Origin of the sequence: Streptomyces sp. NPDC019890, from assembly GCF_044903445.1 — a bacterium.
Lineage (GTDB): Bacteria > Actinomycetota > Actinomycetes > Streptomycetales > Streptomycetaceae > Streptomyces.
The window spans coordinates 222,748-247,769 of the sequence record NZ_JBJDQK010000005.1 but is presented as its reverse complement, the minus strand read 5'-3'; the positions used below and the strand labels follow the sequence as shown (position 1 = coordinate 247,769).

The following is a 25,022-nucleotide window of genomic DNA, read 5'->3' as shown; positions in this document are numbered from 1 at the left end:
GGTAGCGTATGCGCGAACAGCTAACCGCCGGACCACACGAGGGTGCGGTCGGGACTGACGGAGAGGGCTGGAACAGCTATGGAAGAGCCGCGTCGCCTCGGCGGCCGGTACGAACTGGGCTCGGTGCTCGGCCGCGGTGGCATGGCAGAGGTCTACCTCGCCCACGACACCCGGCTCGGCCGCACCGTCGCCGTGAAGACGCTGCGGGCCGACCTCGCCCGCGACCCGTCCTTCCAGGCCCGGTTCCGCCGTGAGGCCCAGTCGGCCGCCTCGCTCAATCACCCTGCGATCGTCGCTGTCTACGACACCGGCGAGGACTATGTCGACGGGGTCTCGATCCCGTACATCGTGATGGAGTACGTGGACGGCTCCACGCTCAGAGAGCTGCTGCACTCCGGGCGCAAGCTGCTGCCCGAACGCACGCTGGAGATGACCATCGGCATCCTCCAGGCGCTCGAGTACTCGCACCGCAACGGCATCGTCCACCGCGACATCAAGCCGGCGAACGTCATGCTGACGCGCACCGGCCAGGTCAAGGTCATGGACTTCGGCATCGCCCGCGCGATGGGCGACTCCGGCATGACCATGACACAGACCGCGGCCGTCATCGGCACCGCCCAGTACCTCTCCCCGGAGCAGGCCAAGGGCGAGCAGGTCGACGCGCGCTCCGACCTGTACTCCACCGGCTGCCTGCTCTACGAGCTCCTCACAGTCCGTCCCCCGTTCGTGGGCGACTCCCCGGTGGCGGTGGCGTATCAGCATGTACGCGAGGAGCCGCAGCCGCCCAGCAACTTCGACCCCGAGATCACGCCCGAGATGGACGCCATCGTCCTGCGGGCCCTGGTCAAGGACCCCGACTACCGCTACCAGTCGGCCGACGAGATGCGCGCGGACATCGAGGCCTGCCTCGACGGCCAACCGGTCGCGGCGACGGCGGCGATGGGCGCGGTCGGCTACGGCGGGTACGGCGCGGACGACCAGCCGACCACGGCACTGCGCCAGGCCGACCCGGCGGGCCAGACGTCGATGCTCCCGCCGATGAACCCGGATGACGGGGGCTATGGCGGTTACGACGACCGTCCGGACCGCCGCCGTCAGAAGAAGTCGAACACCTCGACGATCCTGCTGGTCCTCGCGGGCATCCTGGTGCTGGTCGGCGCGGTGCTGATCGGCAAGTCGGTCTTCGGCGGTGGCGGCGGCAGCGGCGATGTGCCGGTACCTGCGCTGGTGGGCAAGACACTGTCCGACGCACAGGAGCTCGCAACGAACTCGCACGTGAAGGTCGCGCAGTCCGGTACGCAGCGGTGCGAACAGCCCAAGGGCAGCATCTGCAGCCAGACGCCGGGTGAGGGCGGCAAGATGAAGGAGGGCGAGACCGTCCAGGTCGTCGTCTCCGAGGGCGCGCCCAAGGTCGAGGTTCCCGACGTCACCGAGAAGTCTTTGCAGAACGCCAAGGACGCCCTGGCGAAGAAGGGTTTCAACGACGTCAAGGTCGTGGAGACCGAATCTGAACAGGACCCGGGGACCGTACTGGACCAGGACCCGAAGGGCGGCTCCGAGGCCGAGAAGGGCGCGAAGGTCACCCTCACCGTCGCCAAGCAGTCCAAGATCAACGTGCCGCCGGTCGTGGGAGCGCAATTCGACGCCGCGAAGGCCCAGCTGGAAGGCCTTGAGTTCCAGGTCGCCCGAACCGACGTGGACTCCAATCAGCCCGCGGGTACGGTCATCGCGCAAGACCCCACGGGCGGCTCGAAGGCGGCCAAGGGAACCACGGTCACCCTTCAGGTCTCCAAGGGCCCGCAGCAGACCGCCCAGGTGCCGAACCTGTTCAACAAGACACTCGGCGAGGCCAAGCAGCTCCTCGCCCAGGCGGGCCTGCAGCTCGGCAACGTCGACGGTCCCAACGACGACAAGGCCCGGGTCATCATCCAGGACCCGGCGGCCGGCACCCCTGCGACTCCCGGCCAGCAGGTGAGTGTCCGCACCATCGACGGTGGCGGCGGGAACAACGGTGGCGGCGGCAACGACGGCGGAATCTTCGGCTAGTCGCCGCCCGCGGTACGACGGAGGCCCCGGCGCCCTTGATGGGCGCCGGGGCCCTTCTTGTGCCGCCGCCCACTTCGCGCATGTTCTCGACCATCGGTCGTGTCTTCAAGGGACGGACACGTGATCAACGAAGCCGTACTGCTGGAGTCGAGGTCGCTGCGCGAGGGTGTTGCCGCGCGAACAGAGGTGCTCGACGAAGTGAAGACGCTGTCGCTGCTGCCGGACGGCATGCATGTGACGACAGCGATGGTTGCCGCCTACTTCGGGGTCGCCGAGACGGTGATCAACAACCTTCTCAGCCGACACCGCGAAGCGCTCGAGATTAACGGTCTACGAGTCCTGCGCGGCGCTGAGCTGCAGGAATTCAAGGAACTCACACTGAGTTCCTATCCCGAGAGTTGTCCATAGCCCCGTTCGGGCATGGCCATCTGGCCACGTCGAGCCGTCCTCAACGTCGCCATGCTGCTCCGCGACAGCGACGTCGCACGTCAGGTGCGTACATACCTCCTGGACATGGAGTACATGGCACGCACCGCCCCGGTGGACAACTCCGTCCACAGACCTGCCTGCTCCCTCGACAGCCGCATCGACCAGCGCATCACCGACATCCTCGGCACAGCCGTCGTCCCCATGTTCAACGCCCTCATCGAGGCCTCGGGCGAACACCGCAAGGAACTGATAGCCCTACGCCAGGACATCCAACGCGTCGAGCGCAAGCTCTGCCTCCACCACACTCGGCTGCGCCGACTGGAAGGCCCCCGGGAAGACCGGCCGCTCGCCGGAGTCATGGCCGCCATCGACGCCATGAACGGCTACGAGTTCGAAGAGCACATCGTCGGCCTGCTGCGCCGTGACGGCTGCACCGCCGTCGTCGTACGCGGCGGTGGCGGCGACCGTGGCGTGGACATCACGGGCCGTACCCCGGACGGGCGACCTCTCGTCGTCCAGTGCAAGCGATTCGCGCCTCACAACTCCGTGACGAGCCCCGACATCCAGAAATTCTGGGGGCTGCCAAGGTGCTGCACTAGGCCGACGTCGCTCTCTACGTGGCCACATGCCCGTTCACCCGGGAAGCGCTCAACATCTCCGCCGAGGGCGGCATCACCGCCGTGCATCGAGGGCTGCTGGAGGCCTGGAGCGCGGGCACGGCGCTGAACGTTCTGCGGTAACCGACGCCGTACAGACAAGGTCCCGAAGTCGCAAGGCTCAGTTGCGGCTTCGGGCCCGACTCATCGTACGGCTAGCGCAGTTCCTCCGGCGGCGTACGGTCCTTGTCGACCTTCTCCGTACGCACCAGCTCGCCCCACACGATGTACCGGTAGTCGGAGGTGTAGATGGGCGTGCACGTCGTCAGCGTGATGTACCGGCCCGGCTTCGTCTTCCCCGACTCCCTCGGGACCGGCTGCAGCACATCCACGTTGAACTTCGAGGTCTCGGTGAGCTTCTTGTAGACCTTGTAGACGAACCACGTGTCCCGCGTCTCGAAGACGATCGGGTCGCCGTCCTTCAGCTTGTGGATGTTGTGGAACTTCGCACCGTGGCCGTCGCGGTGCGCGGCCAGCGTGAAGTTGCCCTTCTTGTCCCAGGGGAGCGCCGACTTGATCGGGTCCTTGTAGTAGCCGGCGATGCCGTCGTTGAGGCTCGTGGAATCGGTGCCCTGCTTCACCAGCACCTCGCCGTTGTTCATGGCGGGTACGTGCAGAAAGCCGATGCCGTCTTTCGTGTCGAGCGCGCCGGGACTGCCGGCCCAGTCCTCGCGCATCTGGTCGCCCTGCTTGGAAGCCTCGCGGTCGGCAAGGACGTTCGTCCACCACAGGGAGTAGACGACGAAGAGCCCCAGCACCACGCCCGCAGTGATCAGCAGCTCGCCGAAGACACTGATGACGCCGGCGGTCCGGCTACGCGCACGTGACACTGCACTTTTCCCGTCTTGAAGTCCCAGAAGTCCCACAGCATTCAGCCGACAAGCGCGTCGGGTTTGCCCTTGCTGCGCGGCCGTTCCTCGACCATCTTGCCCCACACGATCATTCGGTACGTACTCGTGAATTCCGGCGTGCACGTCGTCAGCGTGATGTACCGGCCGGGCTCGGTGAACCCGGAGCCGGGCGGCACGGGACCGATCACGCTCACGTTCGACGGCGACGTCTGGGGGAGGATGCTCTCCATCTTGTACGTGTAGTACGCGTCCTGGGTCTCCACGACGATCGGATCCCCCGGCTTGAGACGGTTGATGTACCGGAAGGGTTCGCCGTGGGTGTTGCGGTGGCCCGCGACCGCGAAGTTGCCCAACTTGTCCGACGGCATTGCGGTCTTGAGCTTCCCCTCGCCGTAGTGACCCACCATCCCGCGGTCGAGGACATTGTGCTTGCTGATGCCCTCCGCGATCGGGACGACCACATCCAGCTTGGGGATGTGCATGATGGCGAAGCCCTGCCCCGGCTCGAACGCACCGGGCTTGCGGCCCTTCGCCCAGTCGTCCTGGATCTTGTTCGTCTCCTGGCTGGCTTCCTGCCCGGCGCGGATGTTCGTCCACCAGAGCTGGTAGGTGACGAAGAGCAGCATCAGCACGCCGAAGCTGATGAAGAGCTCGCCGATGGCGCGGCTGGCGATGACAGCGGGGCTGTCCTTCGCCGCACGCGCGGCACGGCGGGCCTCGACGCGCGAAAGAGGCTTGGCGGGCGCCCCAGGCGCCCCGGAAGCCGAGGCGGCGGCAGTGGGCTCGGGGCGCCTGCGCCCGCGGGCCTTGGCCGCCCGGCGGCGCTCGGCGCGGCCGGGACCGGCGGGCGTCTCGGCGGCGCGCCGGGTCTCCGACGTACGCAGGGCCACGGTCTCGTCGTCCGGTACGGGTATCGGCTCAGACATCGGCAGGGGCTCGGATATCCGCTGAGGTTCCGCTTCCGGCCGCGGCTGCGCTTGCGGCTGCGCATACCAGTCCCGCTGATAGCCCTCAGAGTCGTCCACGGCGTACTGCTGCTGATAGCCGGACCACTCCTGGGACTGAGACTGAGGCGGTGGCTCCTCCTGCTGCGCATACCCCTCGTCCGCCGGACCGTCCGTCGCCAAGAACCACGGCGAGCCATGCTCCGCTGGCGGCAGAGGATCCGTCAGCGGGTCGTACTCGTGCCCGTCACCGGGGGGCGGCGAGCTCACGCCACGGCCTTGCCCACCACCGGTGCGAGCCCTGCCGAACGCCCGACCGCGCCGGTGTCGCCGCACTGCTCCAGCCAGTTGGCGAGCATCAGATGGCCATGCTCGGTGAGCACCGACTCGGGGTGGAACTGCACACCCTCGACGGCCAGTTCACGGTGACGCAGCCCCATGATGATGCCGTCCGCCGTACGCGCCGTGACCTCCAGCTCGTCCGGCAGCTCCGCGGGCTCGGCGGCCAGCGAGTGGTAGCGGGTCGCGGTGAAGGGCGAGGGCAGCCCGGTGAACACCCCCTTGCCCTCGTGTGTGACCAGCGAGGTCTTGCCGTGCAGCAGCTCGGGCGCGCGGCCCACCACACCGCCGTACGCCACCGCCATCGACTGCATGCCCAGACAGACGCCGAAGACCGGTACACCTGTGTCCGCGCAGTGCCGGACCATCTCGATACAGACCCCGGCCTGCTCGGGCGCGCCCGGCCCGGGGGAGAGCAGCACCCCGTCAAAGCCGTCCTGCGCATGCGAGAGGGCCACCTCGTCGTTGCGCAGAACCTCACACTCCGCACCGAGCTGGTACAGGTACTGAACGAGGTTGAAGACAAAGCTGTCGTAGTTGTCGACGACCAGAATGCGCGCGCTCATCGGGCCGCCCCCGCTCCGTCGACCGTCACATCGTTGAACGGAAGCAGCGGCTCCGCCCACGGGAAGACGTACTGGAACAGCACGTACACGACCGCGAGGATCAGCACGAGCGAGATGAACGCCCGCGCCCATGCATTGCCCGGCAGATGCCGCCAGATCCAGCCGTACATGCTGTCCCTTTCCGTTCGGTACCGCACCAGACTAAGGGTCGGCAGGGGTGCATGGGTCAGCTGTGCAAAGCTTCCGGTTTGCCGTCGGTCACAGGCTGCGTGGCGTCCAGATGCGCCCAGGCGATCAGCCGGTGGCTGCTGCCCCATTCCGGATCGCACGTGGTCAGGGTCAGATAGCGCCCCGGCCCGTCGAAGCCGGACTTCCCGGGGACGGGATCGATCACGCCGATGTCGCTCGGGACCGTCCGGTAGGGCTCATGGTCGATGCGGTACGTGAACCAGGTCGTCCCGTCCGTCAGCACGACCGCGTCCCCCGGGCGCAGCTGTGGAAAGTCCTTGAAGGGATCGCCGTACGTGCGCCGGTGCCCGGCGACCGAGAAGTTGCCGGTGCCGCCGAGCGCCGTGGTGGACGCATAGTGCCCGAGGCCCTTCTTGAGGGTGCCCGTCGTGGTGCCTTCCAGGACCGGCCAGTCCCAACTCCTGCCGAAGCGGGGGATGTACATCACGGCGAAGGGCTTGCCGTCCTCGTACGCCTTGGGAGCCGGCGGAACGGGCGTCGTCGTCCGCCCGGGCGCCGGGGCGGGGGACGCGACCGGGCCCCGGGACCACTCCTCCTGGAGCCTGTCGATCTGGCCGTCACCGGCACCGGCCGCCTTGACGCCGGTCCAGAACAGCACGTACACGACGAAGAGGACCATCAAGGTGCCGGCGGTGATGCAGAGCTCACTGAAGGTCCTGACGACCAGTCGTACCGACACCGTCCGTCCCACCGTCCCCCCAGGGGCTACCGCACCGGCTTCGCGTAGTGGAGATCCACTGTGCCCGAGTAACCGGGGAGAGTCACCGCCCCGCGGTCGTCGACCTTCCAGCCGAGGCCGTAGGCCTTCACATAGAGCTGGTAGTTCTGGATCGCCGGGGAGGCGGTGAGCGCCTTCTTGAGCGCGCCCCGGTCACCGACCGCGGTGATCTTGTACGGCGGGGAGTAGACGCGGCCCTGGAGGATCAGCGTGTTGCCCACGCACCGCACGGCGCTGGTCGAGATCAGCCGCTGGTCCATGACCTGGACGCCCCGGGCGCCGCCCTGCCACAGGGCATTGACGACGGCCTGCAGGTCCTGCTGGTGAATCACCAGGTCATTGGCCTGCGGCTCGGGGTAGCCGGGCGCGGCCTGCGCGTTCGGCGGCGCGTCGTTGAGGGTGACGGTGACGGCGGGCCCGCTGATCTTCTCGGTACCCGCGGCCTTCTCCAGAGCGCCGAGCTTCACGTCCTCGGCCTTGGTGGAGCCGTCGTCGCGCTGGGCGAGGACGTCGATGTCCCCGCGCAGCGCCGCGGTGGACTCGTCGAGGTCCGCGTTCTTGGCGCTGCGCTGCTGGATCAGGTCGGAGAGCTTCAGCAGCGACGTGTCGGTACGGATATTGGTGCCCTTGGCGGTATTGAAGCTGGTCACGAAGATCAGCCCGGCAAGCGCGAAAACGGCAGCCGTCAGCAACCGGACCAGCCGCCACTCGAAGCGCTGAACCGGCCCTTGGGGGGAGTCGGCAGAATTGCTCAACGTACCCTTATCTCCTTAGGCGCCGCGGAAGCACTACGCTAACGGACGCCCGGGTGAGGCCGTGGTCCCCCTCGCTCCAGCCCGGCGCTTAGCCACAGTTCCCTGCGCGGTCACGCAGCGCATCGACAGGAGAGTCCCTCGTGCCGAAGTCACGTATCCGCAAGAAGGCCGACTTCACGCCGCCGGCGTCGAAGCAGGCGACGAACCTCAAGCTGACCAACCGCAGCTGGGTCGCGCCGGTGATGCTTGCGCTGTTCCTGATCGGTCTTGCCTGGATCGTCCTCTTCTATGTGACCGAGGGCGACCTGCCGATCAAGAGCTTCGGCAACTGGAACATCGTTGCGGGCTTCGGCTTCATCGCCGCCGGCTTTGGTGTCTCCACTCAGTGGAAGTAGCTTTTCCGCTGCTTCGGCAGCCGCCGCAGCTCGGCCGCCAAGCCCTGCCCTGAGGTTATCCACAGGTTTTCCACATGGGGAAAAGGTCAGACGATCTGTGGATAACTCTCCGGGCATTGACGCCGGTGTGACTGCATCGGCCATCTTGGTGAAGCGCCCCGCCCCTTGTCCCTGCTGGGAAAACCCAGCTCAGCGACAAGGGGCACGCTTGTTCCCCACAGCATGCACAAGATCCGCCACGCGCTGTGGACAACTTTGGGGAAAGGTCTCGCTCAGGTGAGCGCGGTGGTCCTGGCCAGCACGGTCACGACGGTCGCGACGAGGACCAGTGCACAGGTCCCGGCCTGCACGAGGGTGCGGTGCTCACGGGGCGCGTGCACCAGGCCGAAGGCGATGGCCGTGCCCGCGATCAGGCCGCCGACATGCGCCTCCCAGGCGATGCCCGACCAGGTGAAGGTGAAGAGCAGGTTCAGCGCGAGCAGGGCGATGACCGGCCGCATGTCGTAGTTGAGGCGGCGCATCAGTACGGCCGTGGCTCCGAGCAGTCCGAAGATGGCGCCGGAGGCACCGAGCGAGGCCTGGTCCGGGGAGGCGAGCAGGTAGGTGAAGGCGCTGCCGGCCAGTCCGGAGATCAGATAGAGCGCGAGGTAGCGGATGCGCCCCAGCGCTTGCTCCAGGGGACCGCCGAGCCACCACAGGCCCAGCATGTTGAATGCGAAGTGCCATACCGCCTGGTGCAGGAACATCGAGGTGAAGAGCCGGTACCACTGTCCCTCGGCGACGCCTTCCACCGGGGCGAACGGCGCCGGCGGCCACTGTCCGACCAAAGCAAGATCGCTGACCACGCGGTCGCTCGCCAGCGCGGCGATGAACACGGCGGCATTGATCGCCAGCAGGATCTTGGTGACCAGGTGAGGGCTGGCCGACACAGCACCGCCGGCGAGGGTCCGCGGCTGGTTGGCGGTCGCGGAGTGTCCCGTACCGGATCCGCTGCGTACGCACTCGGGGCAGTGGAACCCGACCGACGCGCTGACCATGCAGTCCGGGCAGATCGGCCGTTCGCAACGGGTGCAGGTGATGCCCGTGTCGCGGCCCGGATGCCGGTAGCAGCTGGGCAGGCTGTGCGCGTCCTGCGGCTCCTGCGGACTGCCTGGCGCCTGGTCCATGAGTCCTCGATCTCCCTAGCTCAACAGCACTGGCTCAACACACCGCCCCGCCCATCCATACGGACGAGCGGGGCGTATTGGTTCCCGTGGGATCAGCCTTCGCGGGTCTCGACAACGACCGACTCGATGACGACGTCCTTGACCGGGCGGTCGGTGCGCGGGTTGGTCTGGGTGCCCGCGATGGCGTCCACGACCTTCTTGCCGGCCTCATTGGCGACCTCGCCGAAGATGGTGTGCTTACGGGTGAGCCAGGCGGTGGGCGACACGGTGATGAAGAACTGCGAGCCGTTGGTGCCCGGGCCGGCGTTGGCCATGGCCAGCAGGTAGGGCTTGTCGAAGGCGAGGTCGGGGTGGAACTCGTCCCCGAACTCGTATCCCGGGCCGCCGGTGCCGTTGCCCAGCGGGTCGCCGCCCTGGATCATGAAGCCGCTGATCACGCGGTGGAAGACCGTTCCGTCGTACAGCTTGTCCGTGGACTTCTTGCCCGTCGCCGGGTGGGTCCATTCACGCTCACCCTTGGCGAGTTCCACGAAGTTCTTGACCGTCTTCGGGGCGTGGTTCGGCAGGAGCCGAATCTCGATGTCGCCCTGGTTGGTCTTCAGGGTGGCGTAAAGCTGCTCGGCCACGGTGTGCCTTCCGTAAGTCTTCTCTGACGTCTCCCGATCCTCGCACGGAAGAGTCGTGCAGGGAGAAAAGCCGCCGGGTAGCCGACTGGGCGGCGCGTTATGAGGCGAACCGTGGCATCGTCGTCCACAAGGTACCTACATGACCCGGATGCCCGCCCCGCATGCCGAGACGCCAGTCAACAGGCATGATTTCGAAACGGGTGGAAAGGCGAAACTGTGCCCAACTGGAATTAAGCCCCAGTCCCCCAGAACGCCACCGAGGAGGAGGATCCCGTGACCCGCATGGACAGCGTGCGCGCCGCGACCGGTACGGCGAAGGACAGCGTGCTGCACGCCGCGGACGTGGTGGCGCCCTACGCCGATACGGCAAAGGACCAGGCCGCGCACTATGCGCACGAGGCCCGCGTACGGCTCGCGCCAAAAGTCTCGAAGGCAGCCAAGAAGGCCCGTGTGCAGGCGCGTGTGCAGTACGGCACGCGTGTGGCGCCGCATGTGCCGCCGAATGTGGACCGCGCTGCGCGCCGGGCCGCGATTCAGGCCCGGAGGACCGCTCGTCAGGCGGCGGACTACACCGTTCCGCGTGTCGAGCACGCGGTGGCCGCCGCTCAGCCCGTTCGGGAAGAGGCTGTGGCCCGTTCCGCAGCGGCGCTGGCCGCGCTACGTGGGCAGGTGACGGCGAAGGAAATCGAGAAGTTGGTGAGGAAGCACGAACGGCGCGCCAGGGCCGGTCGTCTCGCCAAGGGCCTTGCGATCATTGGCGTGGTGGCCGGTGCAACTGTCGCCGTCTGGAAGTGGTGGGACAAGCAGGCCAACCCCGATTGGCTGGTCGAACCGCCCGCTGCCACGGAGGTCTCCGACCGCGCGCCGCTGTCGTCCGTGGACGGCAGTGAGCGAACCGATCTCGACCCGGAGGTGCAGGCGAAGCAGGCTGAGGCGGAAGCCGCGGATCGCGACGACCACTGATGGCTGGTGGCGCCGGGAGACAGTGAGAGCTCCCGGCGCCTCACGCTGTGGCGAGCGCCGGGTCGGTGGCGGGGTCGGCAGTGATGCGCGGTCCGCCGTCGGGAAGGTGGAGAGCGTCGGCGCTGTCGGCGTCGAGTGCGGGCAGGTGCCTGCCGGCGGGCGACGAGCCATGGGCCTCGGCGCGGATGCGCTGCTTGATCGTCGGCGGCAGCGATCTGTCGCGCGCGATCGGGTTCCATCGTGGATGGGGGGATGATGCCGTCGCCCGGACGGCCTGTCGGCGCCTCTGCTTCGGCACGGTGGGCAGACCCGGCCGGTCCGGCGTCTGCGCGGCCGGCTGCTCGGCGGCGGTGGTCGCGGTGGTCAGCCCCACCGAGGCAAGCAGCGCAAAGAATGCGCTGAGGAACGCGGTCCACAGATTTCTGACCTTCAAGGCGGCCATGACCCCTCGCTTTCGGGTTGAGCGATCTACATACCTTCCTCATGATGTGTACGCATCTCGAGAAGTGCGGGAGCTACGCCGCCGCTGTGCAGTTCTTCGGATGAACACCACCCGGACGGTCCAGTCCGCAGTGCGAGCACAGCTGCGAGGCGGTAGGGAGGGCAGCGAAAAGGGCGCTCCGATCTGTCGAGAACAGATCGGAGCGCCCTTGGGTTGTGGAGCCTAGGGGAGTCGAACCCCTGACATCTGCCATGCAAAGACAGCGCTCTACCAACTGAGCTAAGGCCCCGGGATGGGTGGGTACGGCCGAGCAGAACCCTGTCTCGGCGACCGCCGCAGACCAGAGTACCGGGTGACCCCCCAGATCCTGCAAAAGGATTAGGACTCCCTATGGGCGACCACTCTCCGTAAGATGCTCGACGTGGTTCGCAGCAGCGAAGCCCGCTTTGGGGAAGCGATGGGGAGACGCACATGGACGCCGCTCAGCAGGAAACAACCGCAAGAGCCAGAGAGCTGCAGCGCAGCTGGTACGGAGAGCCGCTGGGGGCGCTCTTCCGTCGGCTGATTGATGATCTGGGGCTGAATCAGGCCCGCCTCGCGGCGGTGCTCGGGCTGTCGGCTCCCATGCTTTCCCAGCTGATGAGCGGCCAGCGCGCCAAGATCGGCAACCCCGCGGTCGTCCAGCGCGTGCAGGCGCTGCAGGATTTGGCGAGCCAGGTCGCCGACGGGAGCGTCAGCGCTGTCGAAGCCACCGACCGGATGGAAGAGATCAAGAAGTCGCAGGGGGGCTCCGTCTTGACCGGTACCAGCCAGAGCACGACCAGCTCCGGTGCGCCGACGGTGCGCCGTGTCGTACGGGAGATTCAGTCGCTGCTGCGCTCCGTGGCCGCGGCGGGCGACATCATCGATGCTGCGGACTCGCTCGCCCCGAGCCACCCCGAGCTGGCAGAGTTCCTCAGGGTGTACGGCGCGGGGCGCACCGCTGACGCGGTCGCCCACTACGAGTCGCATCAGAGCTGACGAGAGCTGACCGAGGCAGCGGGCCTCACTGGGGACGGGGAGCGGGCGCAGCGCAATGGGTGAGGTCTTCGCTGGTCGGTATGAACTGATCGACCCGATCGGACGCGGCGGTGTCGGTGCGGTCTGGCGTGCCTGGGATCACCGGCGCCGTCGCTATGTCGCGGCCAAGGTGCTGCAGCAGAGCGATGCGCACACGCTGCTGCGCTTCGTCCGCGAGCAGGCTCTGCGGATCGATCACCCGCATGTCCTCGCCCCGGCCAGCTGGGCCGCGGACGACGACAAGGTGCTGTTCACCATGGATCTGGTGAGTGGCGGGTCGCTGGCGCATGTGATCGGCGACTATGGCCCGCTGCCTCCCCGTTTTGTGTGCACCCTGCTCGATCAGTTGTTGTCCGGACTTGCCGCGGTGCACGCGGAGGGGGTCGTGCACCGCGACATCAAGCCGGCGAACATCCTGCTGGAGGCCACCGGAACCGGGCGGCCGCATCTGCGGCTGTCCGACTTCGGCATCTCGATGCGCAAGGGTGAGCCGCGGCTGACCGAGACGAACTATGTGGTGGGCACGCCCGGTTATTTCGCGCCCGAGCAGATGATGGGCGCGGAGCCGGACTTCCCGGCCGATCTTTTTGCGGTCGGCCTGGTCGCGCTCTATCTGCTGCAGGGTCAGAAGCCCGACTCCAGGGCGCTGGTCGAGCACTTCGCCAACAACGGGACTCCCGGGGCTCCCCAGGGCATCCCGGAACCGCTGTGGCAGGTGCTGGCCGGTCTGCTGCAACCCGATCCGGGGGCCCGGTTCCGTACGGCCACGGGCGCGCGGAAGGCGCTGACGGCGGCCGTCGAAATCCTTCCGGACGCCGGGGCCGACGACGAGCCGGTCGAGGTCTTCGACCAGATCGGGCCGCTCCCCGGGGGCTTCGGCCCGACCGGTCCCGTAACGGCCGCAGAAGCTGCCCCACAGGCCCCCCAGGGCCCGCCGCAGGGCGCACAGGCCACGCAGGCTCCCGTGCAGCCGCCGCTCCCGCCGTCGGAGACGGGCAGCTTCCATCTGGCCCCGCCACCGCAGCAGCCGCCGGCACAACTCCCGCACGTGGCCGAGCCGTCCACTCCTCCCCCCATGCCCGCGGCACCGGAGCCGACGCCCACGCCGACCCCCATCCCCACACCCGTACCGGCGCACAGCGCCTCCCCCCTTCATGCTCCGACCGGGCCGACCGCCCCGGTGCAGTACGAACCGCCTTCCACTCGTGCTTACACCGCTCAGAGCCCGCAGGTTCCGCTCTCGCACGCGCCAATTCCGACGGCCGGAAAGCGACCGGGACCGCCCCCGAAGGTTGCGGTCCCGGTGCTGATCGTCGCGCTGCTGTGTTTCGCGGTCGGTATCTGGGCACTGACCCAGGCCTGAACCTCCGGCCCTCAACTACCAGGAGGGCGGCGGCCCGTACTGCCCCGGCGCCTGTCCCGGGACGTGCCCTTGAGCCGGAACGTGCCCGTGGACCTGGCCCTGTGCCTGCCCCGGAACGTGCCCGTGGACCTGGCCCTGCGCCTGCGGCGGGAATGGAGCGGCCGGCCCCCGCGCCGCCTCGGGCACCGCACCCGGGCCCGTCCGCCGCCGGGCCATCAGCGTCCACACGCCGAGCCCCACCACCAGCACGGCCCCCGCACCGATCCCGGCCGCCGCGACCAGCTTCATCGTGTCGCTCTTCGCCTCCTGAGGCGCGCTCTTCCCGCTGTCCGCGGCCTCCTGGTCGTCCTGGGTGACCTCGAAGTCCCCCGCGGGCCCCGCGTATGCCGGAGCGCTCTGCGCCTCGCCCTCGACGTTCACCCGCAGCGTCAGCGGGATCGCCTTCTTGCCGTACTGCTCGCCGATCTCAGGGCTGAGCGTGACCGAGAGGTAGTACCAGCCGGCGAACCGCATGGCGCTGTTGGAGCTGTCGGAGTCGTGCCTGTTCTCGTACGCCACCGGCGGCAGCGGATCGAGCGCCAGCGTCTTCTGCTTGCCGTCGTAGTACATGCTCCATGCGTCCTCCACCATCCCGCGTGCCGGGTTGTGCAGGGCCATGACGAGTGCGTTGCCGACGCTCTGCGCGCTGTCGGGGGCCGCGCTGCTGCCGAGGTCGGCGCTGGCGAAGATCTGCTGTCCCCAGTTCACCGGAACCCGGTAGAAGAGGGTCTGGCCAGGGGTGATCTGGTCCTGCCACTCGCCTTCCTTCAGGCCGGTGGCGTCCGTGAAGCTCGTGCCGCCGTGCCGCTTCTGCGGCCCGCCGCCGGGCGCGGCGGGGGATGCGGACGGCCAGTTCTCGGGCGGCGCGGTCGGTCCGGCCGACTTCAGCCCCGGCTCGGAGGCGAAACGGATCTCCACGTCCCACGGCTCGGGCGTCGAGGTGTCCTCGCCGGACCGCTCCAGGAGTACGTAGTACGCGCCTGCCTCCTGGCAGCTGCTGCTGTCCTTGTCGATGGTCCGGTCGGCATACGCGGCCACCGGCCTGGCGTATGTGGCCGAGCCGAACTGGGCGTCGTCGTCACCGCACTTGATGCCCGATCGGTCCTCGATGCTCACCGCGAGCTTGTCCGCGTACGCGACCTTGGTCGCCAGCTTGGGGACAGCCACCGCCGAGATGTACGCATTGGTCTTGTCATCCAGGTCGACGCGGTAATAGCGCTTCTGGCCCGGCTTGATGGTGTCCCGGTAGGTCGATCCGGCCGTCAGGGGCGGCCCGTCGCTGTTCACCGCCGAGCCCTTGACCGTCTTGGCCTCGCTGTCGAAGGCGTACGGATTGGGCTCGCCGGCTGCCCAGGCCTGCCCGGGCAGCGCCGCCACCGCGCACATCGCCGCCAGGGCCGCCAGCGTCACCCGGCCGCTGCCGCGCTGCCTCTTCACGCGCTTCTCCTTGTCCGCCGTACCAGTACGAGCACCAGGCCCGCGATCAGGACGACTGCGCCGCCTGCCGCCGCGGCGGTCGCGGTGCCGGACCATCCTGCCCCGGCAGCCGCTGTGCTGTCTTCGCGGGCAGCCGAATCACCCTGCTTGTCCCCCTTCTTCGCGAGCGGGGGCGCGTCATGCTGCGGACCGGACAGTTCGTCACCCAGCACCGCCACCCGCAACAGGACGCCGATCTGGGGGTTCTCGGCGATTTCAGCGGCCTTGGCGCCGAGCGTGACGGCGATGTAGAAACCGCCCTTGGTGTGCACGGGGACGACATTGGGGTGGGACTCGTGGCGGTTGGTCCAGGCGACCGGCACGGTGCCCATCTTCAGTGCCATCGGCCGGCCGTTGTAGACGGACTGCGGACTGAACTCCCCGGTGCCGCCGCCGACCGGCGCCCTGCCCGGCGTGAAGACCTGTGTGGCTCCGTAGGACCAGACCGAGGAGGCGCCGTCCACAGTGGGCTCGTTGGCGAACTCCACGTCGTAGCGCAGCTGCTGACCCCAGCCGACCGGGACCCGGTACCAGAGCGTCTGCGACGGCAGCACCTTGTCCCGCCACACGCCTTGCCCGATCTCCCTGGCGTCGTTGAAGCCGGTGCCGCCCGCCACATCGCGAGGGTCCCCGGTCGGCAGCTGGGCGGCCTTGCCGCCGTCCCCGTACTCAGGCTGCGACTGGGCCGGCGTCACACCCTTGGGCAGCGGCTTCTCGGACCCGTACGTCAGCTCCAGCGGCCAGCGCGCGGCGTCCGAGCCTTTCTTGCTCTCCCGCTCGACGACGAGCCAGTAGCGGCCCGCCTTGTCGCAGGAGCTCGTGCCCTTCTCGCTGGGAATCCGGGCCACCGCCGAAGTCAGCGGGGTGGCCCCCTCCTTCTGGAAGAAGTGCTCGGTGCTCGTCCCGCAGGAACTGTCAGTGCCGTACGCGATCCTGGTGCGCAGTGCGTCCAAGGTGTCCACCGCCGCGCCGGGCTGGGGCACCGCCGTCGCCGAGAACTGAACAGTGCTTTCGGCATCGAGGTCGACCGCGTAGTACCGCCGCTCGCCCGGGCCGATGGTGTCTAGATACTGCCCCGGTAGGAGAGCCGGTGCCGCGTCCCGCTGCAGCGCGCCCTCGACCTGCTTGCCGCGGAAGCGGTATCCGTCGGCGGACAGCTGTGCGGAGCGCTGCAGCTGGCGGGCGAGCGCCTTGGCGTCGGGTGCGTCGTAGTAGCGGCCGTTGCCCGCCTTCGCGATGCACTCGAGCTGCGCTCGTGCCGCGCCCCGCACCTGGAAGCCGACGGTGTCGATGCGCAGCCCGATCCCGCCCTTGGAGAGCTGCTGGGCGACCTCGCAGGGCTGCGGGGAGCCGCAGTTGTCCTCGCCGTCGGAGATCAGCAGGATCGTACGGGTCCCGATGGAGCCCTCCGCGGGCGCCGGGAGGTCGTTGGCGGCCTTCTGCAGCGAGAGCCCGATGGGGGTGTCGCCCTTGGGCTGCACGGCTGCCACGGCCTGCGTCATGCCCGCGCGGTCCAGTGGCCCGACCGGTCGGGCCAGTCGGGTGTCGGTGCAGCCCTTGGGCTGGTCCGCGCCGTAGACCCGCAGGCCGGTGGGAAAGCCGTCCGGAAGGGCGTCGACGACCGTTCCGACGGCCGCACGGGCGGATGCCATCCGCGTCTGCCCGGTGCCGTCGTCGTCGGCCATGGAGCCGGAGGAGTCGAGCACCATGACCAGCCCGCTCTTCCCGTCGGGCACCTCGGCCCGCGCCGCCTGCCCGGCTTCCGCCGCCTGACCCGCTTTGCCTGCCTGCCCGGCTTCCGCGGCCGGTGCGGCTGCTCTCGCGACCGGCAGCGGGCCGGCCGCAAGGGCCAGCAGCGCCGCTCCGATCGTCGCCACCGGCGCGCGGTGGCCCAGTCGTGCCGTCACTCGTGTTCCCCTCCCGAGTCCCCCGCATTTGCTCTTGCAAGCTAGTGATTTGCTTCGGTGAACTCAAGAGCAAGATTGTCACGGTCCCGCAACGCCACCCCGCAGCGACCGGGCGCGGGCAGCACGAAGCCCCGGCCGCTTCAGCGACCGGGGCTTGGTGATCCAAGAATGCTGCGTCTCACACACCCGAACCTGCGGGCACGGAGTCGGTCGCCTCCGTCCACAGATCCTGCTCGGCGCGATCCGCCTGGATCTGGCGGTACACGAGGAGCCCGCCGATGGCGGCCAGTGCGACCAGGAGAAGCTTCTTCACCGCGCGACCTCGTCTTTCCTTGACGTATGAGGACTTCTGGCGCCCGACTATACACACCGACCGATACCGATCGGTGACCTGCGTACCAACCGTGCACGCCTCAACTACTGCTCCGGACAAAGCGATCGGCCCGTACGGAGAATCTCCATACGGGCCGAATCACGACTGTGGGGCTAACAGGATTTGAACCTGTGGCCTCATCCTTATCAGGGATGCGCTCTAACCAACTGAGCTATAGCCCCGCCGCGCTGCGCGCTGACTCATGAAGATTAGCGCACGTCGGGGCCAGTCCCAAAATCGGTTGTCATGCCTCACTCGTCCTCGGCGAGCGTGAGCTCGACACCGCCCACGAAACCGGCCGACAGGTTGTAGATGAAGGCCCCCAGCGTCGCCAGCGCCGTCGCCAGCACCACATCGATCACCGCGATCACCGAGGTGAAGATGAGCACCCGCGGCAGCGACAGGAACGACTGAAGGTCGAAGCCATTGCTCTCGTTGGAGCCGGTGGCCTCACTGATCGTCCCGCCGACCGTCGAGAAGACGCCCATCGCGTCCATGACCATCCACAGCACCGCGGCCGCGATCACCGTGCAGATGCCCAGCGCGATGGAGAGCAGGAAGCTGACCTTCATCACCGACCACGGGTCGGCCTTGGCCACCCGCAGCCGCGCCTTGCGGGTACGCGGCGTCGTGCGCGCCCCAGTGCGCGGCAGGCGCACGGCGCCCCCCGCCTGCGGCGCGCCGCCACCGCCCGGCGGCGAGGGATACGCCTGTGGCGGGTGGTACGGCTGCGCAGGCTGCTGGGGCGGCTGCTCGCCGCCGTACGTCTCGTAAGGGGGGTTTGCCCCCCGGGTGTCCGTCACCGTAACCCCCTGGGAGTCCGTGGCGGAGCCACGGGCACCGTTCGCTCCAGCAGCTCCAGCAGCGGCCGATCCGGCGCCCGTGGCTCCACTCACGCTTTACTCCTCGTGCTCCCCGGCCGAGGGCTGCGTGCCCTCGACTGCCACCTCGGCCGCCTCACCGTCGGCCTCTACGGTCCCTTCGACCTCTAGGGCCCCTTCGACCTCTTCCGCCTCACGACCGGCCTCGGCGTTACGAGCGATACCGACCACGGCATCGCGCTTGCCCAGGTTGATCAGTTGGACGCCCATGGTGTCACGGCCCGTCTCCCTGACTTCGTTGACTCGCGTACGAATCACACCGCCGCCCAGCGTGATGGCGAGGATCTCATCCGTCTCCTCGACCACCAGCGCGCCGACCAGCGAACCGCGGTCCTCGACGATCTTGGCGGCCTTGATTCCGAGGCCACCACGCCCCTGAACGCGGTACTCGTCAACGGCGGTCCGCTTCGCGTACCCGCCATCGGTGGCAGTGAACACGAACGTACCCGGCCGCACAACATTCATCGAGAGGAGCTCGTCTCCCTCACGGAAACTCATGCCCTTGACCCCGGACGTCGCGCGTCCCATCGGGCGCAGCGCATCGTCCGTCGCCGTGAACCGGATCGACTGCGCCTTCTTGCTGATGAGCAGCAGATCGTCCTCGGCCGACACCAGCTCCGCGCCGATCAGCTCGTCGTCGCTGCCGTCCTCCGTCTCACGGAGGTTGATCGCGATGACACCACCCGATCGCGGCGAGTCGTAGTCCTTCAGCGGCGTCTTCTTCACCAGACCGCCCTTGGTGGCGAGCACCAGATAGGGCGCGGCGTCGTAGTCGCGGATCGCCAGGATCTCGGCGATCTGCTCGTCCGGCTGGAAGGCGAGCAGGTTGGCGACGTGCTGACCGCGCGCATCGCGGCCGGCGTCCGGCAGCTCGTACGCCTTGGCGCGGTAGACCCGGCCCTTGTTGGTGAAGAACAGCAGCCAGTGGTGCGTCGTGGAGACGAAGAAGTGGTCGACGATGTCGTCTTCCTTCAGCTTCGTGCCGCGTACGCCCTTGCCGCCGCGCTTCTGCGAGCGGTAGTCGTCCGTCTTCGTACGCTTCACATAGCCGCCACGCGTGATGGTGACGACGATGTCCTCCTCGGCGATCAGGTCCTCGATGGACATGTCACCGTCGAAGGGCACCAGCTTGGAGCGCCGGTCGTCGCCGAACTTCTCGACGATGACGGCCAGTTCCTGGCTGACGATCTGGCGCTGCTTCTCCGGCGAGGCCAGGATCGCGTTGTACTCGTTGATCTTGGCCTGCAGCTCGTCGTGCTCGGCGACGATCTTCTGGCGCTCCAGGGCGGCCAGTCGGCGCAGCTGCATCTCGAGAATGGCGTTGGCCTGGATCTCGTCGATCTGCAGCAGGCCCATCAGGCCCTCGCGCGCGGTCTCGACCGTGTCACTGCGCCGGATCAGCGCGATGACCTCGTCGATCGCGTCCAGCGCCTTGAGCAGACCGCGCAGGATGTGCGCCCGCTCCTCCGCCTTGCGCAGACGGAACTTCGTACGCCGGACGATGACCTCGATCTGGTGGTGCACCCAGTGGCGGATGAACGCGTCCAGCGAGAGCGTGCGCGGCACGCCGTCGACCAGCGCCAGCATGTTCGCGCCGAAGTTCGTCTGCAGGTCGGTGTGCTTGTAGAGGTTGTTCAGCACGACCTTGGCGACGGCGTCCCGCTTGAGCACGATGACCAGGCGCTGGCCGGTGCGGGAGGAGGTCTCGTCGCGGACGTCCGCGATGCCGCCGATCTTGCCGTCCTTCACCAGGTCGGCGATCTTCTGCGCGAGATTGTCCGGGTTGGTCTGGTACGGAAGCTCCGTGACCACCAGGCACTGGCGGTTCTGGATCTCCTCGACCTCGACGACCGCGCGCATCGTGATGGAGCCGCGACCGGTGCGGTACGCCTCTTCGATGCCCTTGCGGCCCACGACCAGCGCGCCGGACGGGAAGTCCGGGCCCTTGATTCGCTCGATGAGTGCGTCGAGCAGCTCCTCGTGGGTGGCGTCAGGGTTCTCCAGCGCCCACTGGGCGCCCGCCGCGACCTCACGCAGATTGTGCGGCGGAATGTTGGTGGCCATGCCGACCGCGATACCGGCCGAACCGTTGACCAGCAGGTTCGGGAACCGGGCCGGCAGAACCGTCGGCTCCTGATTGCGGCCGTCGTAGTTGTCCTGGAAGTCGACGGTCTCCTCGTCGATGTCCCGGAGCATCTCCATCGACTGCGGCATCAGCTTGCACTCGGTGTACCGCATGGCGGCGGCCGGGTCGTTGCCGGGAGAGCCGAAGTTGCCGTTGGAGTCCACCAGCGGCATCCGCATCGACCACGGCTGGGCGAGACGTACGAGCGCGTCGTAGATCGAGGAGTCGCCGTGCGGGTGGTACGTACCCATGACGTCGCCGACGACGCGGGCGCACTTGTAGAAGCCCTTCTCGGGCCGGTATCCGCCGTCGTACATCGCGTAGAGCACACGACGGTGGACGGGCTTGAGACCGTCCCGTACGTCGGGCAGCGCACGCGAGACGATGACGGACATCGCGTAGTCGAGATACGAGCGCTGCATCTCCGTCTCGAGCCCGACGGGCTCGATCCGCAGCCCCTGCTCTTCTTCTTCGGTGATGGCGGGAGTGTTCTCGTCGGCCATTGCTGGTCAAGATCCTTTCGAAGCGGTCAGCTGAGACCGACTCAGATGTCGAGGAAGCGGACGTCCTTGGCATTGCGCTGGATGAACGAGCGCCGCGCCTCGACGTCCTCGCCCATCAGCACCGAGAACAGGTCGTCGGCCTGCGCCGCGTCGTCCAGCGTGACCTGGCCGAGCACGCGGTGGTCCACGTCCATCGTGGTGATGCGCAGCTCCTCGGCGTTCATCTCGCCGAGACCCTTGAAGCGCTGGATCGAGTCTTCCTTGATCCGCTTGCCGTTCTGCTTGCCCAGCTCGACGAGCGCGTCGCGCTCACGGTCCGAGTACGCGTACTCGAAGTCGTCCCGGCCCCACTTGATCTTGTAGAGCGGCGGGCGCGAGAGATACACGTGCCCGGCCTCGACCAGCGGCCGCATGAAGCGGAACAGGAAGGTCAGCAGCAGGGTGTTGATGTGCTGGCCGTCGACGTCGGCGTCCGCCATCAGAATGATCTTGTGATAGCGGAGCTTCTCGATGTCGAAGTCCTCGTGGACTCCGGTACCGAAGGCCGAGATCAGGGCCTGGACCTCGGTGTTCTGGAGGATCTTGTCGATCCGGGCCTTCTCGACGTTCAGGATCTTGCCTCGGATGGGCAGGATCGCCTGGTACATCGGGTTACGGCCGGACTTCGCCGAGCCGCCGGCGGAGTCACCCTCGACGATGAAGATCTCGCACTTCGTCGGGTCGTTCGACTGGCAGTCGCTCAGCTTGCCCGGCAGCGACGCCGACTCCAGCAGGCCCTTGCGACGGGTCAGGTCACGCGCCTTACGGGCCGCGACACGCGCCGTCTGCGCCTGGATGGCCTTGCGGATGATGTCCGCGGCCTCGTTGGGATTGCGGTCGAACCAGTCGGTGAGGTGCTCGTGCACGACCTTCTGGACGAAGGTCTTCGCCTCCGTGTTGCCCAGCTTGGTCTTGGTCTGGCCCTCGAACTGCGGCTCGCCCAGCTTGACCGAGATGATCGCGGTCAGACCCTCGCGGATGTCCTCGCCGGAGAGGTTGTCGTCCTTCTCGCGCAGCAGCTTCTTGTCGCGCGCGTAACGGTTGACCAGGCCCGTGAGCGCGGCCCGGAAGCCCTCTTCGTGCGTACCGCCCTCATGGGTGTGGATCGTGTTCGCGAAGGAGTACACACCCTCGGTGTACTGGGAGTTCCACTGCATGGCGATCTCGACAGAGAGCATCCGCTCCTTGTCCTCCGCCTCGATGTCGATGACAGTCGGGTGGATCAGATCGCCCTTGCGGGAGTTCAGGTACTTCACGAAGTCGACGATGCCGCCCTCGTAGTAGTACGTGACCGTCCTGGCGGGCGGCTCCTCGTCCGGCTCCTCGGGGGCGTCCGCGCCCGCGGTGGCCTTGGCCGACTCGCGTTCGTCGGTCAGCGTCAGGGTCAGGCCCTTGTTGAGGAAGGCCATCTCCTGGAAGCGGCGCGAGAGCGTCTCGAAGGAGTACTCGGTCGTCTCGAAGATGTCGGCGTCGGCCCAGAACGTGACCGTGGTGCCGGTCTCGTCGGTGGCCTCGTTCCGCGCGAGGGGGGCGGTGGGGACGCCGAGCTTGTAGTCCTGCGTCCAGCGGTAGCCGTCCCGCTTGACCTCGACGGAGACCCTGGACGACAGGGCGTTGACGACGGAGACACCGACGCCGTGCAGACCGCCGGAGACGGCGTAGCCGCCGCCGCCGAACTTGCCGCCCGCGTGCAGCACGGTGAGTACGACCTCGACGGCCGGCTTGTTCTCGGAGGGCACGATGTCCACCGGGATGCCACGGCCGTTGTCGACCACGCGTACGCCACCGTCGGCGAGGATCGTGACATCGATCCGATCGGCGTGGCCTGCGAGGGCCTCGTCGACAGAGTTGTCGACGACCTCGTACACCAAGTGATGAAGTCCACGCTCACCGGTCGAGCCGATGTACATGCCGGGGCGCTTGCGGACCGCATCCAGACCCTCGAGGACTGTGATCGCGCTGGCGTCGTACGAGGCGGTTACCTCGCCGTTCCCACCGGCAGGAGTGGACGGAATGTTCTCGTTGGGGTTGCCGGAATCGGCCACGAAGCGCCCTTTCTGGCACAGCACAAGCCGTTCTCCGGGCAGGCGGGAGCGGCTGCGTCGTTCGACATGTTCCGCGAGTGGGCGGGATTGTCTATCAGTCTACCGGTACCGCCGACCCGAATGGGGGTTTGCCGGTAGCTGAGTCCGCATGTGCCGCCCTGAACCGTAACGGTCCGACTCCCCATATCCGGGAAGGGGCTTCAGGAGGCTCACACGGGCATTGAGCGCTTCGGCCTGTCAACCACTGGCTACGGTGAGGGACACGTCACATGGGTCGGAGGGTGCGATCGGGGTGTGAGGGGCGGGTGGGGCGGGGCATGGGCGCGGCGACGCGGTTTCGGGAAGGGGCGGGGGAGACTCCCCGGCCTCAGCCGTACGTGTCGCCCGGTCCCACACTCCCCGGCGCCCTCAGCCGCCCGTACGTCCTCTGCGGCCCGCCCGGCCCCAGCACCTTGATCAGCCGTACCGTCCCATGCCCCAGATCCTCGTTCAGCCGCGCCACCAACCGCGGCGCCAGCAGCCTCAGCTGCGTCGCCCACGCAGTCGAGTCGCACTGCACCGTCAGCACGCGCTCGTCAGGATCCTCGTCGTACCTCAGCGGCACACAGTGGTTCGCCAGGTCCTCGCCCACGATCTGCGGCCAGCGCCCCATCACCCCGCCCACCGCGGCCGGCGTCTCCCAGCCCCGCTCGGTGATCAGCCGGTTGATCGCCGCACCCAGCGGCAGCGGATCGCGGCCGTCCGCCCGCGCACCCGACCGCAGCCCGCCGCCCCGCCTGGCCTGCTTCTTCTGCTGCGCCGCCGCGCCCCGCGCCTTCGCCTGCTCCTTCGCAGCGCGCAGCGCGACCCGCGCCAAGTCGACCCCCGACGACTCGGGCGCCTTCGGCGACAGCGCCTGAGGCTCCACGGGCTCCGGCACCTCGCTCATACCCGCTCCACCGCCCCGTCCGCCACCACATACCGCGCCCCCGCCAGCACCCGCGGCACATCGTCGTCGACCGCCGCCGTCACCAGCACCTGCTCACCCGGAGCGACCAGCTCCGCCAACCGCTCCCGACGTCGCGCGTCCAGCTCCGCGAAGACATCGTCGAGCACCAGGACGGGCTCATTGCCCTCCGCCCGGAGCAGGTCGTACGAGGCCAGCCGCAGCGCCAGCGCATACGACCAGGCCTCGCCGTGGCTCGCGTACCCCTTCGCCGGCAGCTGCCCCAGCTTGAGCACAAGATCGTCCCGGTGCGGCCCGACCAGCGTCACGCCACGCTCGATCTCCTGCTTGCGCACTTCGGCCAGCGCGCCGACCAACTGCTCGTAGAGCGCATCCCGCCCGTGAACCCCGCCCTCGCCACCGGCGGAGGAACGGTACTCCAGCGCAACGGGCCCGCCCCCGGGAGCGAGCGCCTCGTACGACTTCTCCGCCAGCGGCTCCAGCGCCGTGATCAGATCGATCCGCTGCGCCAGCAGCTCCGCGCCAGCCCGCGCGAGATGCTGGTCCCAGACCTCCAGCGTCGACAGGTCCATGCCACGCCCACCGTGCCGCCGCGCCATGGCAGCGGACTTCAGCAGGGTGTTGCGCTGCCTGAGCACCCGCTCATAGTCGGACCGCACTCCCGCCATCCGCGGCGAGCGCGCCGTGATCAGCTCGTCCAGGAAGCGCCGCCGCTCGCCCGGATCGCCCTTCACCAGCGCCAGATCCTCCGGCGCAAACAGCACCGTCCGTACTATCCCCAGCACGTCACGTGGTCTGACCTGCGAGGACCTGTTGATACGGGCCCGGTTGGCCCTACCGGGATTGAGCTCGAGCTCGACCAGCTGGGAGCGCTCGCCCTGCGTGACGGCAGCCCGGATCACCGCCCGGTCCGCCCCCATCCGCACCAGCGGCGCATCGGACGAGACCCGGTGGCTGGCCAGTGTCGCCAGATAGCCGACGGCTTCGACGAGATTGGTCTTCCCCTGCCCGTTCGCCCCCACGAACGCGGTGACGCCCGGGTCGAGCGGGACCTCGACCCGGGCGTACGAGCGGAAGTCGGCCAGCGACAAATGCGTGACGTGCATGGATGTACGCCGACC

At 68.2% G+C, this 25,022-nt stretch carries 24 protein-coding genes and 2 tRNA genes; 7 read left to right on the top strand and 19 right to left on the bottom strand.

Annotated features, from left to right (window positions below; translation table 11 throughout):
* Positions 1-78: 78 nt before the first annotated feature.
* The 3 genes from pknB to ACI2LP_RS16150 all read left to right on the top strand — a co-directional run bounded on the left by pknB (position 79) and on the right by ACI2LP_RS16150 (position 3,201).
* A complete protein-coding gene (pknB, locus tag ACI2LP_RS16160; RefSeq protein WP_404725148.1) occupies positions 79-2,046 on the top strand; it encodes a Stk1 family PASTA domain-containing Ser/Thr kinase in 1,968 nt (655 codons plus the stop codon).
* A 120-nt stretch (positions 2,047-2,166) separates the two neighbouring features.
* Positions 2,167-2,454, top strand: coding sequence for a hypothetical protein (locus ACI2LP_RS16155; protein WP_404725147.1), 288 nt, complete (start codon positions 2,167-2,169; stop codon positions 2,452-2,454).
* A 12-nt stretch (positions 2,455-2,466) separates the two neighbouring features.
* Complete coding sequence (locus ACI2LP_RS16150; protein WP_404725146.1) at positions 2,467-3,201, top strand: restriction endonuclease; 735 nt, start codon at positions 2,467-2,469, stop codon at positions 3,199-3,201.
* 85 nt (positions 3,202-3,286) lie between these two features.
* Here the strand turns inward: ACI2LP_RS16150 and ACI2LP_RS16145 are convergent, their stop codons facing one another.
* From ACI2LP_RS16145 to ACI2LP_RS16120, 6 genes are read right to left on the bottom strand one after another with little or no spacing between them, the layout of a single operon-like run.
* A complete protein-coding gene (locus ACI2LP_RS16145) occupies positions 3,287-3,961 on the bottom strand; it encodes a class E sortase (protein ID WP_404725145.1) in 675 nt (224 codons plus the stop codon).
* Between the two features lie 41 nt (positions 3,962-4,002).
* Complete coding sequence (locus tag ACI2LP_RS16140; RefSeq protein ID WP_404725144.1) at positions 4,003-5,196, bottom strand: class E sortase; 1,194 nt, start codon at positions 5,194-5,196, stop codon at positions 4,003-4,005.
* Positions 5,193-5,831: an aminodeoxychorismate/anthranilate synthase component II gene (locus tag ACI2LP_RS16135; protein ID WP_360867061.1), complete on the bottom strand. Its 639-nt coding sequence runs from the start codon at positions 5,829-5,831 to the stop codon at positions 5,193-5,195. The genes ACI2LP_RS16140 and ACI2LP_RS16135 overlap by 4 nt, the downstream gene beginning before the upstream one ends.
* Positions 5,828-6,028: a hypothetical protein gene (locus ACI2LP_RS16130; protein WP_404725410.1), complete on the bottom strand. Its 201-nt coding sequence runs from the start codon at positions 6,026-6,028 to the stop codon at positions 5,828-5,830. Before ACI2LP_RS16130 ends, ACI2LP_RS16135 begins: the two co-directional genes overlap by 4 nt.
* 29 nt (positions 6,029-6,057) lie before the next feature.
* Positions 6,058-6,759, bottom strand: coding sequence for a class E sortase (locus ACI2LP_RS16125; protein ID WP_404725143.1), 702 nt, complete (start codon positions 6,757-6,759; stop codon positions 6,058-6,060).
* 26 nt (positions 6,760-6,785) lie between these two features.
* Positions 6,786-7,553, bottom strand: coding sequence for a DUF881 domain-containing protein (locus ACI2LP_RS16120; RefSeq protein ID WP_404725142.1), 768 nt, complete (start codon positions 7,551-7,553; stop codon positions 6,786-6,788).
* A 140-nt stretch (positions 7,554-7,693) separates the two neighbouring features.
* Between ACI2LP_RS16120 and crgA the strand changes: the two genes are divergently transcribed.
* Positions 7,694-7,948: a cell division protein CrgA gene (gene crgA / locus ACI2LP_RS16115; protein ID WP_404725141.1), complete on the top strand. Its 255-nt coding sequence runs from the start codon at positions 7,694-7,696 to the stop codon at positions 7,946-7,948.
* A gap of 272 nt (positions 7,949-8,220) precedes the next feature.
* Here the strand turns inward: crgA and ACI2LP_RS16110 are convergent, their stop codons facing one another.
* Together ACI2LP_RS16110 and ACI2LP_RS16105 are read right to left on the bottom strand one after the other, a co-directional pair.
* The gene (locus ACI2LP_RS16110) at positions 8,221-9,114 is read right to left on the bottom strand and encodes a rhomboid family intramembrane serine protease (protein ID WP_404725140.1); all 894 of its coding nucleotides are present in this window, start codon (positions 9,112-9,114) and stop codon (positions 8,221-8,223) included.
* 92 nt (positions 9,115-9,206) lie between these two features.
* A complete protein-coding gene (locus tag ACI2LP_RS16105; protein ID WP_404725139.1) occupies positions 9,207-9,740 on the bottom strand; it encodes a peptidylprolyl isomerase in 534 nt (177 codons plus the stop codon).
* Between the two features lie 273 nt (positions 9,741-10,013).
* On the opposite strand from ACI2LP_RS16105, the gene ACI2LP_RS16100 reads away from it, so the two are divergent.
* Positions 10,014-10,703 carry a DUF5324 family protein gene (locus tag ACI2LP_RS16100; RefSeq protein ID WP_404725138.1) on the top strand — a complete coding sequence of 230 codons (690 nt, stop codon included), beginning with the start codon at positions 10,014-10,016 and terminating at the stop codon, positions 10,701-10,703.
* Positions 10,704-10,743: 40 nt separating this feature from the next.
* Here ACI2LP_RS16100 and ACI2LP_RS16095 read toward each other — a convergent pair whose 3' ends face one another.
* The gene (locus tag ACI2LP_RS16095; RefSeq protein ID WP_404725137.1) at positions 10,744-11,145 is read right to left on the bottom strand and encodes a DUF6344 domain-containing protein; all 402 of its coding nucleotides are present in this window, start codon (positions 11,143-11,145) and stop codon (positions 10,744-10,746) included.
* Between the two features lie 216 nt (positions 11,146-11,361).
* Positions 11,362-11,434, bottom strand: a tRNA-Ala gene (locus ACI2LP_RS16090).
* 182 nt (positions 11,435-11,616) lie between these two features.
* Between ACI2LP_RS16090 and ACI2LP_RS16085 the strand changes: the two genes are divergently transcribed.
* On the top strand, positions 11,617-12,165 hold the full coding sequence (locus tag ACI2LP_RS16085) for a helix-turn-helix domain-containing protein (RefSeq protein WP_404725136.1): 549 nt from the start codon (positions 11,617-11,619) through the stop codon (positions 12,163-12,165).
* A gap of 55 nt (positions 12,166-12,220) precedes the next feature.
* A complete protein-coding gene (locus tag ACI2LP_RS16080; RefSeq protein WP_404725135.1) occupies positions 12,221-13,567 on the top strand; it encodes a serine/threonine-protein kinase in 1,347 nt (448 codons plus the stop codon).
* Between the two features lie 15 nt (positions 13,568-13,582).
* Here the strand turns inward: ACI2LP_RS16080 and ACI2LP_RS16075 are convergent, their stop codons facing one another.
* The 9 genes from ACI2LP_RS16075 to recF form a co-directional block, all read right to left on the bottom strand.
* Positions 13,583-15,043, bottom strand: a complete 1,461-nt coding sequence (locus ACI2LP_RS16075) for a hypothetical protein (RefSeq protein ID WP_404725134.1) — start codon at positions 15,041-15,043, stop codon at positions 13,583-13,585.
* Positions 15,040-16,989 carry a VWA domain-containing protein gene (locus ACI2LP_RS16070; RefSeq protein WP_404725133.1) on the bottom strand — a complete coding sequence of 650 codons (1,950 nt, stop codon included), beginning with the start codon at positions 16,987-16,989 and terminating at the stop codon, positions 15,040-15,042. The genes ACI2LP_RS16075 and ACI2LP_RS16070 overlap by 4 nt, the downstream gene beginning before the upstream one ends.
* A gap of 178 nt (positions 16,990-17,167) precedes the next feature.
* On the bottom strand, positions 17,168-17,302 hold the full coding sequence (locus ACI2LP_RS16065; protein WP_003958712.1) for a DLW-39 family protein: 135 nt from the start codon (positions 17,300-17,302) through the stop codon (positions 17,168-17,170).
* Between the two features lie 168 nt (positions 17,303-17,470).
* A tRNA-Ile gene (locus ACI2LP_RS16060) sits at positions 17,471-17,544 on the bottom strand.
* Between the two features lie 69 nt (positions 17,545-17,613).
* Complete coding sequence (locus ACI2LP_RS16055) at positions 17,614-18,165, bottom strand: DUF3566 domain-containing protein (RefSeq protein ID WP_404725132.1); 552 nt, start codon at positions 18,163-18,165, stop codon at positions 17,614-17,616.
* Positions 18,166-18,261: 96 nt separating this feature from the next.
* On the bottom strand, positions 18,262-20,871 hold the full coding sequence (gene gyrA / locus ACI2LP_RS16050; RefSeq protein WP_404725131.1) for a DNA gyrase subunit A: 2,610 nt from the start codon (positions 20,869-20,871) through the stop codon (positions 18,262-18,264).
* A 41-nt stretch (positions 20,872-20,912) separates the two neighbouring features.
* On the bottom strand, positions 20,913-22,979 hold the full coding sequence (gyrB, locus tag ACI2LP_RS16045) for a DNA topoisomerase (ATP-hydrolyzing) subunit B (RefSeq protein ID WP_404725130.1): 2,067 nt from the start codon (positions 22,977-22,979) through the stop codon (positions 20,913-20,915).
* Positions 22,980-23,322: 343 nt separating this feature from the next.
* Positions 23,323-23,883: a DUF721 domain-containing protein gene (locus ACI2LP_RS16040; protein ID WP_404725129.1), complete on the bottom strand. Its 561-nt coding sequence runs from the start codon at positions 23,881-23,883 to the stop codon at positions 23,323-23,325.
* Entirely contained in the window at positions 23,880-25,007 is a 1,128-nt protein-coding gene (gene recF / locus ACI2LP_RS16035) for a DNA replication/repair protein RecF (RefSeq protein WP_404725128.1), read from the bottom strand. The genes ACI2LP_RS16040 and recF overlap by 4 nt, the downstream gene beginning before the upstream one ends.
* Positions 25,008-25,022: the final 15 nt, after the last annotated feature.

Bases quoted from the DNA above. Each gene is read 5' to 3' on its own strand.
- pknB (WP_404725148.1), top strand. From the start codon at position 79: ATGGAAGAGCCGCGTCGCCTCGGCGGCCGGTACGAACTGGGCTCGGTG.
- ACI2LP_RS16150 (WP_404725146.1), top strand. From the start codon at position 2,467: ATGGCCATCTGGCCACGTCGAGCCGTCCTCAACGTCGCCATGCTGCTC.
- ACI2LP_RS16135 (WP_360867061.1), bottom strand. From the start codon at position 5,831: ATGAGCGCGCGCATTCTGGTCGTCGACAACTACGACAGCTTTGTCTTC.
- ACI2LP_RS16110 (WP_404725140.1), bottom strand. From the start codon at position 9,114: ATGGACCAGGCGCCAGGCAGTCCGCAGGAGCCGCAGGACGCGCACAGC.
- ACI2LP_RS16095 (WP_404725137.1), bottom strand. From the start codon at position 11,145: ATGGCCGCCTTGAAGGTCAGAAATCTGTGGACCGCGTTCCTCAGCGCA.
- ACI2LP_RS16085 (WP_404725136.1), top strand. From the start codon at position 11,617: ATGGACGCCGCTCAGCAGGAAACAACCGCAAGAGCCAGAGAGCTGCAG.
- ACI2LP_RS16080 (WP_404725135.1), top strand. From the start codon at position 12,221: ATGGGTGAGGTCTTCGCTGGTCGGTATGAACTGATCGACCCGATCGGA.
- gyrA (WP_404725131.1), bottom strand. From the start codon at position 20,871: ATGGCCGACGAGAACACTCCCGCCATCACCGAAGAAGAAGAGCAGGGG.
- ACI2LP_RS16040 (WP_404725129.1), bottom strand. From the start codon at position 23,883: ATGAGCGAGGTGCCGGAGCCCGTGGAGCCTCAGGCGCTGTCGCCGAAG.
- recF (WP_404725128.1), bottom strand. From the start codon at position 25,007: ATGCACGTCACGCATTTGTCGCTGGCCGACTTCCGCTCGTACGCCCGG.